The organism is Secundilactobacillus malefermentans, from assembly GCF_008033155.1.
In the GTDB taxonomy this organism is placed as follows: Bacteria; Bacillota; Bacilli; order Lactobacillales; family Lactobacillaceae; genus Secundilactobacillus; species Secundilactobacillus malefermentans.
This window is the reverse complement of the sequence record NZ_CP042371.1, coordinates 807,548-823,251: the sequence shown is the minus strand read 5'-3', so window position 1 is coordinate 823,251 and position 15,704 is coordinate 807,548. Positions and strand designations below refer to the sequence as shown.

Below are 15,704 nucleotides of genomic sequence, written 5' to 3'. Positions count from 1 at the left end.
TTTAGGAGGATTTTATATGATGACAGTACCTACATTTAAGTTAAACAATGGTTTAGAGATTCCAGCAGTTGGATTCGGTGTTTTTCAAGTTGAGGGTGGCGGGACAAAGCAAGCCGTTCTTGACGCAATTGATGCCGGTTATCGCTTAATCGATACAGCGCAGGCTTATGGTAATGAAGCCGAGGTTGGCGAAGCAATTAAAGAATCTAACGTTGACCGTAAAGATTTGTTTGTGACGACAAAAGTTTGGGTGACATCAACTGGTTATGAAGCAACTAAGAAAGAATTTCAAGAAGCCTTAGACAAGTTGCAACTTGATTACTTGGACATGTTCTTAATTCATCAGCCTTATGGGGATATTTTTGGATCATGGCGCGCAATGGAGGAACTTCAAAAGGCTGGAAAGGTTCGTGGCATCGGTATTTCAAACTTTAATGCAGATCGATTCATGGATTTAAACCAGCATGTTGAAGTAACGCCTCAGATGAATCAGATTGAAATTAATCCTTGGTTCCAACAAGATGAAGAAGTTGATTGGAACAACAAGCTAAATATCCAACCTGAGGCATGGGCACCATTTGCTGAAGGAAAGCATAACCTATTTACCAACGAAACATTGAGTAAAATTGGTGAGGCCCATAACAAGGGCGTTGGCCAAGTTGTCCTTCGCTGGCTCTACCAACGTGGAATTGTCAGTCTTGCCAAATCAGTTCATAAGGAACGAATGGAACAAAATATCGACATTTTTGATTTTGAATTAAGTGATACCGAAATGAATCAAATCAAGGAACTTGACATGAAGGTATCTGCCTTCTTTGACCACCGTGATCCAAATATGGTTAAACAACTGGGTGGAGATAATATTCTTTAATAAATGAAAAAGGAAGTATTTAAATGAAATTACTAATTTTTGCAGCCAACGGACAAATTGCAAGTATCGTTGAAGATCGAATTTTAAAGGAAGATCAATTTAAAGACGTTGAGCTAACTTTGGCCCTTCGAAACAGTAAACGACTAGCCAACTTGGCTGACAACCCACGAGTTAACGTGGTTGAAGCTGATTTGGGGGATGCCGATGCTGTTAAGCAAACTGTTGCTGGACAGGACATGGTGTTCGTTGCGGTTGTTGACCATACTGCTAATAACAACTGGACCAAGAACGTGATTGCGGGGATGAAGGAAGAAAACGTTAATCGCGTTATCTTTACTAATATCTTAGGCATTTACGACGAGGTTCCTGGTGAATTTGGTCGCTGGAACAAACAATCAGTTATGGCCGGGTTAGCAGCTGCTACCAACTCAGACAAGTTGTTAGCGGAGTCCGGTTTGGACTACACAACGCTCCGTTTGCCATGGTTGAATGACCGTGACGAAGTGAAGTACTCAGTTACTCATCGTGACGAATCATATGAGGGTGTATCAGGTTCACGCCAAAGTGTTGCGGATGTTGTTCTCAAATTGTTGCTGATCCAGCATTTGGATCAAATGATAGCTTGGGAATGGCGGATCCGGAGACGCAGGGTGAGGATCGTCCGGTATATTAAGAAAATAAATTAAAACACGGCTCATCTTAAAAAAGATGGCCGTGTTTTTAATAACTAAATTCATATTTAATAATAGGATGAGTTAACTTTTGTACTTCACTGACAGCTAGTATATATTTGTAGATACAGGAGGCGATATGATGACTTCAAAAAGCGAAACAAAGCTAACCAAGTGGGGCAATAGCTTGGCCATTCGAATTCCCAAAGACTTACTTGAACAATTAGATATGAAGGAGCAGGATACCGTGGAAATTAGTCAGCAAGATGGCGCAATTGTTATTAACCCCAAACAAACTGCTATCCAAGAATTATTGCGTGATTACGACAAGCAACAGCCATATCCCTTTGACATTGTGGATAAAGGAGAACCAGTTGGTAAAGAATTAATCTAAGAAAGGCGTCGAGTAGATGAGTGTACATGAAATGCAAAGAGGCGATATTATTCGTCTTTCAAATGATCCCAAGCCCGATGATTCAAACCATGAACAAAAAGGGACTCCGACCTTGGCTCGTTGTGAGTGCCAAAGAATTAAGCGAAATATCGCCGTTTGCCTGGGTTATTCCATTTACCAGTACGATTCGCGACTATCCGCTAGTTTTAAATTGGGAGACTCTGGTTCCGACAAGTCAGACAAATGAAACCCTGTTAGTGCAACAGTTGACTTGCGTTGATATTCAGGCGAGAAAGATTGAGTTTGTTGAACACGTTACTATTCCTCAACAAGTAAATGAACTCATCCATGCAATATTAGGAGAATAGTCCACGCCTTTTAGTCAGAAAGTTGACTTAACACCCTAATCGCTGTTTCAATCTCTTCAGAATCAAAATTAGATAAGGATTTTTCATAGGAAGCAATTTCCACTCGATGCATTTCATCGTGTAGTTTTGCAGCGTAGCGGCCGGTCTCGGTAATCGAGAGTTGGACCGCTTTTTTGTTGTCTGCTTTTTTCGATTTTTCAATTAAACTCGCTTTCGCTAAACGGTTGACGTAACGTGAAAAGAGCCCTTGAGAAAACGGCATTTGTTTTTGGAGCTCCTTATAGGGGACGAGCTCTGCCGTGGTGTTATTCAATTGACTCAAAATCTGCATTTCATTATGAGTTAATTTTGCCAGTTTAAGATCAGTTTGTTGAGATTGCGGCATTTCATCCGCAAGGTGATTCCAAGCGGCTTGCCAAAAGGATTCTTCAGTTTGCTCGTGTTGTTGGTTAACGTTACGAATCGCTTCTTGTAATCGAGAAAATTGGGTGTTCATTTTAAAAGTCCTCCGAATTAATTACTTGTAATTAAAAAGTTTCTATGTATAATCATTATGTATTACATGTAATTAATAATCAAGAAGGAAGTTTTAAATATGAAAGCAGCATTAGTCGAAACATTTAACCAAGTCCCACAATATAAAGAAGTTCAGGCGCCAATCGCCAAGGACGGCGAGCAACTCGTTACCGTTTTAGCAAGTCCCGTGAACCATTTGGTACAGGCGCGGGCAAATGGAACGCATTACTCTAGCGATGCCAGCCAATTACCGTTTATTCCTGGAGTGGATGGCGTGGGCAAGTTAGCAAACGGCCAGCTTGTCTACTTTATGGCGAACGGGCCACTGGCCGAGAAAGTTGCAGTGAACGAGCACCGAATGATTCCAATTCCAGCAAACGTCGATGCCAATAAGGTTGCCGCCGCAATGAATCCCGCAACGTCCTCATGGATGGCGATTAAGCAGCGTCTTGGCGATATTAAAGGTAAGAAGGTGATGATTTTGGGTGCAACCGGCGCTGCCGGCAGCGTCGCTATTGAAATCAGTCGTTATTTGGGTGCCAGTGAGGTGGTTGCCGTTGGGCGAAACCAGGAGAAACTGAATTAACTAGATGCAGATCAAAAAATTTGGTTAGGAAATCCAGATGCAGATTTAAAGGCGAACGCCGACGTGGACGTGGTATTGGACTACCTTTGGGGAGAAGTGACTGAACAGTTTCTTCCTATTATATTGCAAGCGCGAACCGACCACAGCCAACCCCTCAATTGGGCGGAAATCGGCAGTATGGCCGGAGCCGACATTAAATTACCAGCGGCTTTTCTTCGTTCCACGGCACTCACTTTACTTGGAAGCGGCATGGGATCTGTTCCCGCCCGAGCCTTCGTTAAGGAGTTGCCTGAATTGGCCCAGCTCATCAGCGAAGGGCACTTCAACGTTCCAATCGAAGTTGCGCCACTCAGCCAAGTTTCTGAAATGTGGCTGAAAGAAACTGGTAAGCGCCTCGTTTTCAATCCAGGAAAATAATAAATTTTCATGAAAGCATGACAACTTCTCCCAACTCTTGTAAACTAATAAGTGCATTGCATTTTAGCACTGGGGGAAGAACACATGATTACGAAGCGTCATTTCAAATGGATGCTGGCCATCGCACTGACTTTGGCTGGTCTGACATTTAGCGCCACCGCACAAGCTGCTGAGGTTGGTTCATTGAATCAATATACAGCAGAAACACCACTGATCATTTCACATCGGGGAAGTCCATTGCAGTTCCCGGAGCACTCGTTTGCCGGATATAATGATGCCATTCAAAATGGAAGCAAGTTCATCGAGCAGGACGTCATTTTGGCCAAGGATAATCACCTGGTTGTGTCGCACGATAACAATCTGAAGAAGAATACGGGCCATAATATTAGCGTGACCAATTCAACTTACAGCGAGATTCGGAAGGCACCTTTGTCAAATGGGGAAACGATTCATACGTTAGGTAGCATTTTTAACCGTTACCAACAATCCACGAATTACGTTGTGGAAACCAAGAAAACGGCTAAGGGTGGCTACTTACTTGAAAAGGAAATTGCTGCTTCCATCAAGGAACATCACGTTGAAAATAACGTGGTCTTACAGTCATTTAGCCTCGCAAGCCTGAAGTATCTGCATAATTTATTACCAAATGCACCAGAAATGTTGGTACTAAGTGGTGATAATTCAAATGCTAACTACTTGAGCAAACTATTGTCGCAATTACCAAGCTACATTAATATCGTGGCCGTTTACACGCCGGGGGTCACTACTCAGGACGTGCAGTTGATTCACATGAGCAACAAGAAAGCTGTCGGTTATGCATTAGATACCGATACCGAACTTGCGAACGGTCAGGCAAGCGGACTTGATGGTCTGTTTACTGATAATACGAAATTGGCGACGGGATATTTTGAAAAATAATTAATAAAAATAGCGTTGAACTTGAATAATGAAATTTCAAGTTTAACGCTATTTTACTAGCCACTATTTATGAAGATAACCGCGCCAAATCCAGCCTTTTATTCCTTCGTCCGCAGATTTGATGTAATAATAGACACCGGTTTTACCATTAGATTTCTTAACGGTTACCGATTGATTAGTTGACCATTTAGTATCCATCCAGTTATTTCCCCGATGAGACCAGTGCTTTAATGAACGAGTAGTGTAAATTAATCCTGCTTCACTATAGCGAATATAAGTTTTTTTGAATTGGTGATGTTTGAGCTGTTTAGTCGCATAAACTTTTGATTTAAATACTTTAAATTTATGTGGCGTATTGTCGGCTTTTGAATCACTTTTTGTATAAACGGGATAGGCACTGACCGTAAAGTTATTCCCACCCTTCCAGGTAACTTTGGTTGTTTTGATGTTGCAGTGATAACCAACAATTCTAGGGATTTTGACGGTTGTCGGTTTATTTTTAACGAATGTGTAATAACCTTTTGCAGTAACCGTAGTTGGTTTGCCATCTCGCGTTGCACCTAAACTGAAAAAGGCATCAGTGGAATCAGTAGCTGCTGCCGTTGGTACGTGTGAGTCAAGCGCGAATGCAGTTGATCCTGCGCCGACTCCTAGTAGCGTTAGTGCGGACATCGACAGTAGAGAAAAATGAGTGAATGATTTTTTTGCAGAAAACTTAGACATTTTTAAATTCCCCCTTGGATTCTATGTATGAAGTCTATTATTAGTTACTCCACATAAGCTAATTTACACTTTTAGGGTGTCATAATATGTCGTTTGTAGAAGACTAAAAAGAATATAGTAAATAGATAATGGCGTTAGCTTGCTTTATCAATCATATATGGTATAAAGGTCATGTAAACGCTTTATATCTTAATTTGATGTCTATATTATTAAGGGGGTATACTAATTAGCCGAAAATAACGAAACACTCGACAGAGCATGGACTATGGGGATAGTCAGTCTAAATGCCATCGTTTTTTCAGAGGTTGATCACGGTTGGGAGAACTGTTTCATCAATTTGGAGGAGTGAAAACATGAATCGAAAAAATTGGGTTACCGATACTAAGACTCATTATAAAATGTATAAATCAGGACGTAACTGGGTAGTCGCTGGGATTTCACTGCTTAGCTTTGGTGCATTTTTAGCCGGTGGGGCCGGCCTTGTGCATGCTGATACAGCAACGGATCCCGTATCTGAAGCACCAACGACAAAAACTGTGGTAACACCTGTTGCGGCAGCTGAAACGACACCAACTGAAGTAGCAGCGGAAACACCAGTTACGCCAGTAGAAGAAACGCCGGCAGCATCTGAAGCAGAACCTGAGAGCTCGCCGGTAGTGGCAGAAGAGGTCGTTCCAAAGGTTACAGAACCCGCAGCATCAACACAAATTAAAACACCGGAAGTTGCGCAGCCAGCAATGGAGCAGGCAACACCAGAACCGGCAACGCCTGCGCCTGCACAGCCAGTTGCTGAAAAACCTGTGGCGACTAAGCGGTCCGCACCGTCGGCTAGAGCAGCTTAAGTACCGACTGCCGCTGTGAAGTCGCCCATTACGGTGACCAGCGAGGCTGTTACACCAACGGTTGAGGCGGGAGATTCAGCAGTATTTAAAGTCACGTTTGACGCGACAGGTATCAAGACTAATTATCATAATGCTAAATTAACACTGACGTTGCCAACGATTGATGGAACGACATTAGGCAATCAATTAGCAGACCTAGCAGTTGCTGGCGTCACCCCAATTATTAATACGAAGGGGCAACTTGAATACGATTTTGCAACCCTTAGCGAGACATCAGCTAACATTGTTTTGAACTTTAAAACAGACAGAACGCAGGCCAAAGATGGTGAAAAATTAGCCTTAACGGTGACTTTTACCGCTGATGAGTTAGATCTTGCGCCAACCGTTTCTGCAACGTCAGGACCAGCAACCGTTTCAAACAATAAAGTAGTGGGTAGTGTAACAAACCATATTGGCAGTATTAAAGATAGTGCGGGGGAAACGCACATTAATCCAACTCAGAACGATTCAGTCGTTTGGAATTGGGCGGTTAATATTCCGACAAGCCAAAATGGAGTGAAACTCATTCAAGCTGGCAAAAATATTATTTTCACCTATACACTGCCTAAGGGGTTAACGTACGTTGGCATGGATTCCGCTGACGGGTTAACAAATCCAACCCCAACTGTCGTCGTTGACAGTGCTACTGGAATAACGACTTTAACCTGGACCCAACCAGCCAGTTCGTTAGCAGATCAAGTTGCTAATGATCAAACGTACAAATTTGGCGTTAAGACAACGGTTGATGACGATGTTGCTAACTACGAAGAGTTGGCAACGACTGGCCAATATACGGCTACGTATACGGACGGTACGACAGATACAGAAACATCATCTGCCCTAACCGACGCTACCGTAACGGTTACACCATATGACCCATCAACGCTCCCTACCACTTCCGGAAAAGTAGCAGCTTCCGTAAGTGCAGGCCCAGCAGATGGAAAGGGACATACAACCCTTGACTACACCAGTGGTGATCCAACCGTTTATATTGAAGATAATCCAATTTTATTAACGTATGATGTTCTAACGGGGGTTTATGGTAGCCAGCAAACTTCTTCTACTTACCCCAACTTGAAGTATTTTGGGATGCATCAAGAATTTGACGGGAACCAAGTTTTACAAACCATTCAACTCAATCCAGCCGTTTACCGACCAAATATGAGCTATAAGGATCAACCTTTGACGGTTTATCCGTTTGTCACTTTGGCCGTTAAGTACGCGGGTGAGAACACAACGAACCAGTATCAAGTTCTATCAAGCAATATCGATACGTCTAAGAAAAATGTCTTTACTCGAACTGATTTATTAGCAATGGGATTGGATGCCAGTAAGGATGTTATTGATGTTTTCATGTATTATCATTTGGACGCAGATGGACAAGCACTGCCAACTGATCCGGACACATGGTACTTCAATATCAAACCAACAAACACCAATAACACAACTAATGGTGTGTCATCTAACATTGACTACGCTTCATTACCAGCAGATTCTGGTGCACCAAATGGGACGGCACAAGAATTCTTCTTCACCACCTCAGTTAAGGATGGTTATACGGGGACGCTGACAAACCAATTTGTGCCACAATACGGTGTGAATGCGCCGATATCGGCCCATCATGATCACTACTTTACCCTTGGTGATTGGCGAGTCTTTGCTAAGGAAGCCGGTGGTCAATATACCTGGTTGAAGAATCCTAACTTAGTTGAAGTTGCCAGTCGACCAACCGGAACGACCAAAATTGTTAACACTAGTACGAGTCTCGTTGGCACTGCTGATAGTAAGGAAATCGCAGCTGGTACGCATCAAGTTAAAGTTGATTTTGGTGTCGCAAATGGGTCGTTAGGTAATTTAGTTGCTTCAGGAAAAGACTTCACGACTTACACATTACTTCCTAAGGGCGTTACGTTTGATGCGGCGAATACTGTTGCTGACGGCGAAAAGACGGTCAGTGTTTCTGACGGCAATTACCAAGGTACGGGACAACAACTTGTCAAAATTGACTGGAAGGGACTTTCGTACGTCGCACCGAAACAAACAGTTGAAACCCAATTTGCCGTTAACATCGCAAATGATGCACCTAAAGATGTTGTTTTCAAAACGTACGTTGATTTAGGCGATAATGATTACGAAGTTCAAACCGCAACTCCGAATCCTTCAGTAACTGATACAAGTAAAGTGACGGATATTAGTGAAATCACTGGCGTTGGATCTGCAGCAACTTCATTAGCCGCTTCAGGGGTTACCTACACCATTATTAAAAATTCTGTTACGCAAGTTACCCAGCAAGTGAAGGGGCAAAATGGGGCCACCTTCGCGGATTCAGCAACCGTTAAGCCGGGCGACAAGGTAACGATTAACCTCAACACGACAACTAATACGGATAAAGAGCTCACCTCTTTAGACTTAGTTGATGTATTACCAGTTGTGGGTGACACAGGATTAACGACAAATGCTGAGCGTGGGTCAGACTATCAAGCTAAGCTGACTGGGCCGGTGACGCTTCCCGCTGACTGGGTAGGTAAGGTTCAAGTGCTTTACACCACTGATTCAGGTGTGACGACTGATCCCGCAAGTGCCGCTTGGACAGATACGGTTGATGATTACGCAACGGTGACTGCCTTCAGATTGGTCTTGGATCCCGCGACTGGCGCAACGATTAATGGTCAAAATCAGACGGTGTCATTTGAAGTTGAAGTGCCTGACACGGCTACTAATGGACAGGTTGCCTATAATAGCTTTGCAATCACCGCAAACGGCTTGCAGTATACGGAACCGCTACAGGTAGCAATCAAGGTGAACGTGCCTGCTAATCCTGGTTCAGGAGGCGGAACGACTGTACCTGGAACTGGTGGCAGTACTGGTGGTAGTGGCGGAGAAGTTACGGGTCCGGGCGCTGGTACTGGCAGCGGCAACGAGACTGGTTCTGGAACTGTAACGCCTGGGACAACAACGCCATCGGAAGCCGGGCAACCAGGTTCCACAGGCACATCAGAATCAACTGGTAATAATCCAATCACGGTGGCGACATCAGGAAACACCACAGCGGCGGCAACGACTGCCAACGGAAACAAATTGGTAGCGACGCGCGCTCATGCCAATGGGGCTTCTGATGATAATGTTGGTAATTCGGATAATGGCACACTTCCACAAACGAGTGAAAGTAGCGCAACTATTTGGGCCATTGTTGGTTTGGCATTATCGGTTAACCTGATTGGACTAGTTGGTTTTAGAAAGAAATGGCAGTATAAATAAATTCCATAGAGAGCATTCGGTCTTAAGTGATAAGGCCGGATGCTTTTTTTATTGATGCGTCACGTTTTATTTGAAAAGTCAATCATTGAATTTCGCTTCACAAGCTGTTATAACTAAGGTGTAGTAAACGCTTTCATTAAATTCAAAAGGAGTGCTGACAAGCATGAAAATTACAGCAGCTGTTGTTGATAAAAAAGGTTCAGATTTTGAAATTAAAGATGACGTTGAATTAGCAGATATGACCGACGAGGACATCCAAGTTAAGATGGTCGCCAGTGGTATTTGTCATTCTGATGAAGCTTTACGAAAAGGGGATGCCGAAATTGGCTACCCAATCGTTTTAGGCCATGAAGGTTCAGGGATTGTTGAAAAAGTGGGTAAGAACGTTCAAAACTTCGAACCCGGCGATCACGTTGTTCTTTCATTCTACGCCTGTGGAAATTGTGAAAACTGTTTGAAAGGTGAACCAACTAAGTGCTTACACTACGGTGCTAACAACTTATCTGGCGTTCGTCCTGACAACACGGCTCACTTTACTGAAAATGGTCACGATGTTGCTGATATGTTTGACCAATCATCATTTACGACGACCACGGTTGTTCGTGAACGTAATGCGGTTAAAGTACCCAAGGATCTTGATTTACGTAAATTAGGCCCTCTTGGCTGTGGCTACGTCACTGGTTCAGGGACTGTTCTCAACACCTTGAAACCACGTCCAGGCCAAACGATTGCTGTATTTGGTACTGGTGCCGTTGGTTTGGCAGCTATGATGGCCGGCAAGATTTCTGGCTGTACAACTGTTATTGCCGTCGATATTGTTGACTCACGTTTGGAATTAGCCAAAGAACTTGGCGCTACAGACGTTGTTAACAGTAAGAAGGAAGACGCCGTTGAAGCAATCAAAAAGTTAACGGATGGCTTAGGTGTTGATTACACCGTTGATACCACTGGTGTCAGTGCTGTTATGGAACAATCCATTCACGCCTTGAACCAAGGCGGAACATCAGCCTGCATCGCCGTCACCCCTAACCATGTCGACTTGGATACTTGGAACGACCTTTGTGTCAACGACCAATCAGTTATTGGTGTTAACATGGGTGACTCAATTCCTCAAATCGATGTTCCTCGTTTGATTAAATTCTACCGTAAGGGCATGTTTGACTTTGATAAGACTGAAAAGTTCTACAAATTCAGTGAAATTAATCAAGCAAATGCTGATTCAGGTAGTGGCAAGACCATTAAACCTGTATTAATCATTGATGAGAGCTATGTACCAGGAAAATAATAAATAAATTATAAAGGAAGCTTCAGAGCCGGACTAATCCGACTTTGAAGTTTTTTATTTCCACATTTTTTCTTAATAAAATTGGAATATTAACAAAGTAGCAATATCTTGTTAACAGTTTAGAAACAATCTATTGGCATAATGAAACCGTTACCAGAATTGGATTTTATTGTAGAAAGACGGACAGTATCATCCGTTGGTAATATCAATTTAGGTAACAATGCCGATAGGATAGCGACCGGGGTTCTATCGCAACTAACTGAAAGTAACACTAATGTTCGGGCTTTTGTAGGGCTCGCGCTGGTTGTTGGCTTACCCGGTTTACTCTGTTTCAAGAAAAAGCTATAGATAGATCAACAAACCTTAAACCCTATATCTGATTTAGCCCTCAATTTTGTTGGTCTATTGTGCAATTAGACGACCCCCTCTGGCGTTTAGTTGCCAAATTAGCTCTCGCACTTAGTGAATTTTAAGCGTGAGGGCTCTTTTGTGTCGAATAAAAGATATTTTAAATGTATTACTGGGGAGTTTGTTGGTATAATGAAATTGTCGAGGGGGACGATAATATGTTAAAAATACTTGTAGTAGAGGACAATCAGGATTTTAGCGAGGGGGCTTGTCAATTTCTGAAACGTCATGGGTTCGATGTCAAGGGAGCACCGGATGCCAATAAGGCGTACGATTTAATGTATGTTAATCAGTTTGATTTAGTTATTTCAGATATGACGATACCAGGAATTGACGGTTTTGAGTTTGTTGAAAGTGTTCGAAAATTAAATACGGATATTCCCATTATGTTGATTTCCGATCGTGATGATCTTGAATCAAAACAGCTTGGATATGAAGCTGGAATTGACGACTACATGACCAAACCTATCAATTTTGAGGAAATGCTGCTGCACATTGGGGCACTGTTTCGGCGAGCCAAGATTGATGAAAATCAACGGGTGACCATGGGTAAATTTGTTTTGGATATGGATGAGCACATGGCCTATAACGATGGGGAACCGATTGAGCTGACAGTGCGGGAGTTTAATCTCGTTTTTAAGCTCCTTTCCTATCCCAAACGAATCTTTACCAGAGAGCAATTAATGGATGAGTTTTGGGAAGCCAACACCGAGACCACGATTCGAACGGTTGATGTTTACATGACAAAGATTCGGGAGAAACTGGCCGATGTTGATTGTTTTCACATTGCAACGGTGCGTGGACTGGGGTACAAAGCGGTCCCAAACGAAGTTAAGATGAGTCAACAAATGTAAGCGTTTGACTGATCTTAATCATTCACAAAAATAAGCGACTACTCCATTTGAGGGTAATCGCTTATTTGGTTTGCGGTTGCTTAGGCTTTCTACTTGCAACGGTCGGAATCTATTTTGTCTCAAATTGACGCTAGGTGTAAAATGGAAACTATCATTAATCACACGTACTTTGGAGGAATTATTGTGAAATTAAAGATTGTGGGTGCGACAGCCCTAATTTTGGTTGTACTATCGCTGGGAATCGCAAGCAACGTCCATACAAAAAAGACGATGCCACCTAAATCACTTCAAGGGTCTTGGTATCAGAAGATGAGTGATGGGACCGTCATTCGAACGACGTTTACGGATCATTCCTACGCAGTGCGTACGGGAACGGTTTCTAATCACCATGGAGAGTATCAATTCAAGCCCAATAAATTGGATGAAATTTCCTATTCAAACACGTCACCTAAAGATTCCTTTCACTTTGGCTTGAAAAAGAAACGGGGCTACTACCGTCTGTATTCGAATCAGCTTGGTGGTAAGGCAAGCGGGGCAACTAACATGAGTAAACCCGCTATGAAGCATGGCTATCGGGTGCTCCTTTCAAAGGATCTTGAGGGCCATCAACACGAGGAATCGTGGGCCAGCCTGGCAAATGCGATGAAGTATAATACGAATGACTATTAAAAAAATGGATACAATTAGCATAAATTAATGAAAAATGAAGTCCCTAGCCATTGATGAAATGGCTGGGGACTTTGTGTTAGATGTTTAATTTTTGCTTCAACGCTTCCGTTAGAACTTTCGAAAAATTAAGCTTTTGTTCCATCCCTAACTCATTCAAATAATTGGGGATGGTGAGGGTTTTCTTAACCACTTTGGTATCGTGGCGACGACGATATTGATCGACATTGATATCCACGATGGTGTTGATGCCATCCGGTGAGTCAAAGCCGTGAATATCTTCTGCTGGCAATTCCCGGTGCTCATTAAGATAATCGATTGCTTGTAAACCGATGAAGTCCCTGGCCATCCCGATTGCATCGGCAATGGAGGTGCCTTGAGTATAGCCGTCAAATGCAGGGATGTAGACGAGATAGGGAACTTTTGAGTCTTTTGAATCTTCTTTAATCAAAACGGAATAAGTTAAAATTAAGTCAGACATGGGGTTACCTCCTTAGTTGGTGTTTATGAATTAGGTGTCTAGCGAGATTTAATTCTTTAACTGCATGATACACGTATTAAGAACGTGTATCAACGCCACTATTCAACTCAAACTAAATAACCAAGTTCATCTGCTATAATTTTAATAGAGGTGATACGAGATGATCAGAAAAATGAACGCAAACGAGCTCGACCAAGTGATGCAAATTTGGTTGCAGTCCAACATTGATGCGCACAATTTTATTCCGGTTAGTTACTGGGAGGGCAACTACGATTTGGTAAAGACGATGTTCCCCAAAGCTGACGTTTATGTCTACATCGATGATGACAAACTGATCGGATTCATCGGGATAATGGACACGTACATCGCAGGTATCTTTGTTGATAAAAAAGTACGGTCCAAAGGAGTTGGCAAGCAGCTGCTCGATTACGCAAAGGAAATTCATCATGAGCTAACTTTGCACGCTTATCGGCAGAATGAACGAGCGGTGGCATTTTATGAGCGAGAAGGGTTCAAAGTAATTAATGAAGACATGGATGAGAAAACGAGTCAAAGGGAAGTTGAGATGGAGTGGAAAGCAAAATGAATAGAAAAAACTGCCTGTCCTCAGATTTTTTGAGGCAGGCAGTTTTAGTTAAAATAGTTATGATTTTTAGTTGAGTTTTGGTTAATCCTCGATATCACCGAGTTCATCAATTTCATCTAGTTTTACTTCTGAAATTTTCTTATCTTCAGGAAAGAAACGATATAGTACTTTATTCAGTGCATCAGAGCCGTAACCAATGAGGAAAACACCCAGCAACATTGTCGCAAAAAGCTGCACCATGAAAAGTGGCATGCTGTCGAATTTGACGTTGGATACGATCAGCATGAAGGTTCCCCAGCTGACAAACCAGGCAGGAACGATGGTGAATTTCATGATGGATCCCTGCAGAATGATTGCCAGGAACGTCATGATGCCAAGAATGATGGCGGTAGGCCAAGTTTGATCCATGCCAGGCAATTGTAGCAGACTGTAAGCAATCAAGCCCCAGACGATTCCGGTGGCGAAGCTTGCGATAATGTTCCAAACTTGGTCCTTTGGAAAACCGACACCGAAAAAGTAGGCAACCGCAACGAATGCACTAGCACCCATCCAAAGTGAAAACCCGCTCATAACGATGCTGTAAATCAGGGTGAATAGGCCGATACTGATGCTATCAAACAAAGATTGTTTCGAAACTTTCATGTATGTGCTCCTTCTTATGAATCATCCTAATAGTGTGCACAGGTACAAATGAAGCGCCTATGCTGAACTAGTATACCGTATAATCGCGGGAGGTACCACTGGATTGGGATTAAGTTTTGAAGGCAAAGCTAAGAATTTTCATTGTTTGACGTGCAGATGAATGTGAAGTTAGTCGCCATTTCCTATATTTGTTTATTGAGCAGTATAGCCACCATCTGTGACAAACTCAGCTCCAGTTGAGAATGATGATTCATCTGAAGCAAGGAATAGTGCCATATTCGCTATTTCCTCAGCACTTCCGAGTCGGCCCATTGGATGCAAACTCTCCAATTCTTTGAGCTTTTCAGGGTAGGCATCAACCATTGGCGTATGAGCATATGCGGGGTGAATTGAATTCACTCGAATGGCATATTTCTTCTCTGCACAATACAAAGCTGCAGATTTCGTTAACATGCGAACGCCACCTTTTGCAGCATTGTAGGCATAGAGATTTGGGATTCCTATTAATCCGGCGATTGAAGAGATATTAACGATAGAACCACCATTTTTCTTCATGTGCTTGATAGCAGTTTGGACACCAAGCATGACACCATCTAAGTCGACAGAGAGAATTTTATGCCATTCATCGAGGGTGACGTGTTCTGCATCATCGAAGAATAGAATTCCAGCATTGTTCAGCAAAACATCGACAGTCCCAAATTTTTCCTCAGCTGCGGCGAAAACGGGTTCCCATTCAGCCTCTTTGGAAACGTCCTGTTTGACGAAGATAGCATTTTCATTTCCGAGCTCTTTTAAAGCATCGGCACTACCTTTTTCATCGACATCTGTGATAACAACCTTTGCTCCTTCGCGGATAAATACTTTAGCACTTGCTAAACCAAAGCCCTTAACACCGCCGGTAATAACTGCAACTTTTCCATCAAGACGACCCATAATAAAACCTCCAATTTGGTTAAGCAGAAGATTAGAATCGAACTTCTGTCTAATCAAAGTATAAGCTTATAGAGTAATAATGTAAACGCTTGCAATAGTTTAAAATTGTTGACCAAAGTGAGGAAGGTTGTCATGAATATTGGTTACGAGATGAATAAAGACACGTCGTATTCATTTGTTTAAGTATTAGAGTGAAAGAATATTGATGAAAGCAATGAAAGTAGGCATAAATTAAACAGAGGACCC

The 15,704-nt window shown here is 42.6% G+C and carries 17 protein-coding genes and 1 pseudogene; 13 read left to right on the top strand and 5 right to left on the bottom strand.

The window, feature by feature from the left end:
• The first annotated feature begins 19 nt into the window (after window positions 1–19).
• The 4 genes and pseudogenes from FGL90_RS04065 to FGL90_RS04050 all read left to right on the top strand — a co-directional run bounded on the left by FGL90_RS04065 (window position 20) and on the right by FGL90_RS04050 (window position 2,304).
• Window positions 20–871 (top strand): aldo/keto reductase, encoded by an 852-nt coding sequence (locus tag FGL90_RS04065; protein WP_029327481.1) that lies wholly within the window; start codon window positions 20–22, stop codon window positions 869–871.
• A gap of 23 nt (window positions 872–894) precedes the next feature.
• Window positions 895–1,544 (top strand): annotated as a pseudogene (locus FGL90_RS04060) (NAD(P)H-binding protein).
• A 137-nt stretch (window positions 1,545–1,681) separates the two neighbouring features.
• Window positions 1,682–1,936, top strand: coding sequence for an AbrB/MazE/SpoVT family DNA-binding domain-containing protein (locus FGL90_RS04055; RefSeq protein WP_029327482.1), 255 nt, complete (start codon window positions 1,682–1,684; stop codon window positions 1,934–1,936).
• Between the two features lie 26 nt (window positions 1,937–1,962).
• Window positions 1,963–2,304 carry a type II toxin-antitoxin system PemK/MazF family toxin gene (locus tag FGL90_RS04050; RefSeq protein WP_010619145.1) on the top strand — a complete coding sequence of 114 codons (342 nt, stop codon included), beginning with the start codon at window positions 1,963–1,965 and terminating at the stop codon, window positions 2,302–2,304.
• A gap of 10 nt (window positions 2,305–2,314) precedes the next feature.
• On the opposite strand, the gene FGL90_RS04045 is transcribed toward FGL90_RS04050, so the two are convergent.
• A complete protein-coding gene (locus FGL90_RS04045) occupies window positions 2,315–2,800 on the bottom strand; it encodes a MarR family transcriptional regulator (protein ID WP_010619146.1) in 486 nt (161 codons plus the stop codon).
• A 99-nt stretch (window positions 2,801–2,899) separates the two neighbouring features.
• Here FGL90_RS04045 and FGL90_RS04040 point away from each other — a divergent pair, with 99 nt between their 5' ends.
• The 3 genes from FGL90_RS04040 to FGL90_RS04030 all read left to right on the top strand — a co-directional run bounded on the left by FGL90_RS04040 (window position 2,900) and on the right by FGL90_RS04030 (window position 4,741).
• Window positions 2,900–3,406, top strand: coding sequence for a quinone oxidoreductase family protein (locus tag FGL90_RS04040; RefSeq protein WP_147656992.1), 507 nt, complete (start codon window positions 2,900–2,902; stop codon window positions 3,404–3,406).
• Window positions 3,407–3,469: 63 nt separating this feature from the next.
• Window positions 3,470–3,823 carry a hypothetical protein gene (locus FGL90_RS04035; RefSeq protein ID WP_147656990.1) on the top strand — a complete coding sequence of 118 codons (354 nt, stop codon included), beginning with the start codon at window positions 3,470–3,472 and terminating at the stop codon, window positions 3,821–3,823.
• An 84-nt stretch (window positions 3,824–3,907) separates the two neighbouring features.
• On the top strand, window positions 3,908–4,741 hold the full coding sequence (locus FGL90_RS04030) for a glycerophosphodiester phosphodiesterase (protein ID WP_147656988.1): 834 nt from the start codon (window positions 3,908–3,910) through the stop codon (window positions 4,739–4,741).
• 63 nt (window positions 4,742–4,804) lie between these two features.
• Here the strand turns inward: FGL90_RS04030 and FGL90_RS04025 are convergent, their stop codons facing one another.
• Window positions 4,805–5,464, bottom strand: coding sequence for a hypothetical protein (locus FGL90_RS04025; protein ID WP_147656986.1), 660 nt, complete (start codon window positions 5,462–5,464; stop codon window positions 4,805–4,807).
• Window positions 5,465–5,817: 353 nt separating this feature from the next.
• Between FGL90_RS04025 and FGL90_RS04020 the strand changes: the two genes are divergently transcribed.
• From FGL90_RS04020 to FGL90_RS04000, 5 genes are all read left to right on the top strand, one after another.
• A complete protein-coding gene (locus tag FGL90_RS04020) occupies window positions 5,818–6,306 on the top strand; it encodes a KxYKxGKxW signal peptide domain-containing protein (protein WP_187240439.1) in 489 nt (162 codons plus the stop codon).
• Window positions 6,307–6,321: 15 nt separating this feature from the next.
• Window positions 6,322–9,603, top strand: a complete 3,282-nt coding sequence (locus FGL90_RS04015; RefSeq protein WP_147656983.1) for an LPXTG cell wall anchor domain-containing protein — start codon at window positions 6,322–6,324, stop codon at window positions 9,601–9,603.
• 163 nt (window positions 9,604–9,766) lie between these two features.
• Window positions 9,767–10,888: an NAD(P)-dependent alcohol dehydrogenase gene (locus FGL90_RS04010; RefSeq protein ID WP_147656981.1), complete on the top strand. Its 1,122-nt coding sequence runs from the start codon at window positions 9,767–9,769 to the stop codon at window positions 10,886–10,888.
• A 566-nt stretch (window positions 10,889–11,454) separates the two neighbouring features.
• The gene (locus tag FGL90_RS04005) at window positions 11,455–12,150 is read left to right on the top strand and encodes a response regulator transcription factor (RefSeq protein WP_010619151.1); all 696 of its coding nucleotides are present in this window, start codon (window positions 11,455–11,457) and stop codon (window positions 12,148–12,150) included.
• Window positions 12,151–12,333: 183 nt separating this feature from the next.
• Entirely contained in the window at window positions 12,334–12,819 is a 486-nt protein-coding gene (locus FGL90_RS04000) for a hypothetical protein (RefSeq protein ID WP_029327485.1), read from the top strand.
• Window positions 12,820–12,895: 76 nt separating this feature from the next.
• Here FGL90_RS04000 and FGL90_RS03995 read toward each other — a convergent pair whose 3' ends face one another.
• Window positions 12,896–13,297, bottom strand: a complete 402-nt coding sequence (locus FGL90_RS03995; protein ID WP_147656979.1) for a type II toxin-antitoxin system HicB family antitoxin — start codon at window positions 13,295–13,297, stop codon at window positions 12,896–12,898.
• 160 nt (window positions 13,298–13,457) lie between these two features.
• On the opposite strand from FGL90_RS03995, the gene FGL90_RS03990 reads away from it, so the two are divergent.
• The gene (locus tag FGL90_RS03990) at window positions 13,458–13,883 is read left to right on the top strand and encodes an N-acetyltransferase (RefSeq protein WP_010619154.1); all 426 of its coding nucleotides are present in this window, start codon (window positions 13,458–13,460) and stop codon (window positions 13,881–13,883) included.
• Between the two features lie 81 nt (window positions 13,884–13,964).
• Here FGL90_RS03990 and FGL90_RS03985 read toward each other — a convergent pair whose 3' ends face one another.
• The gene (locus FGL90_RS03985; protein WP_010619155.1) at window positions 13,965–14,525 is read right to left on the bottom strand and encodes a DUF1097 domain-containing protein; all 561 of its coding nucleotides are present in this window, start codon (window positions 14,523–14,525) and stop codon (window positions 13,965–13,967) included.
• 192 nt (window positions 14,526–14,717) lie between these two features.
• Window positions 14,718–15,458, bottom strand: a complete 741-nt coding sequence (locus tag FGL90_RS03980) for a glucose 1-dehydrogenase (protein WP_147656978.1) — start codon at window positions 15,456–15,458, stop codon at window positions 14,718–14,720.
• Window positions 15,459–15,704 lie beyond the last annotated feature (246 nt).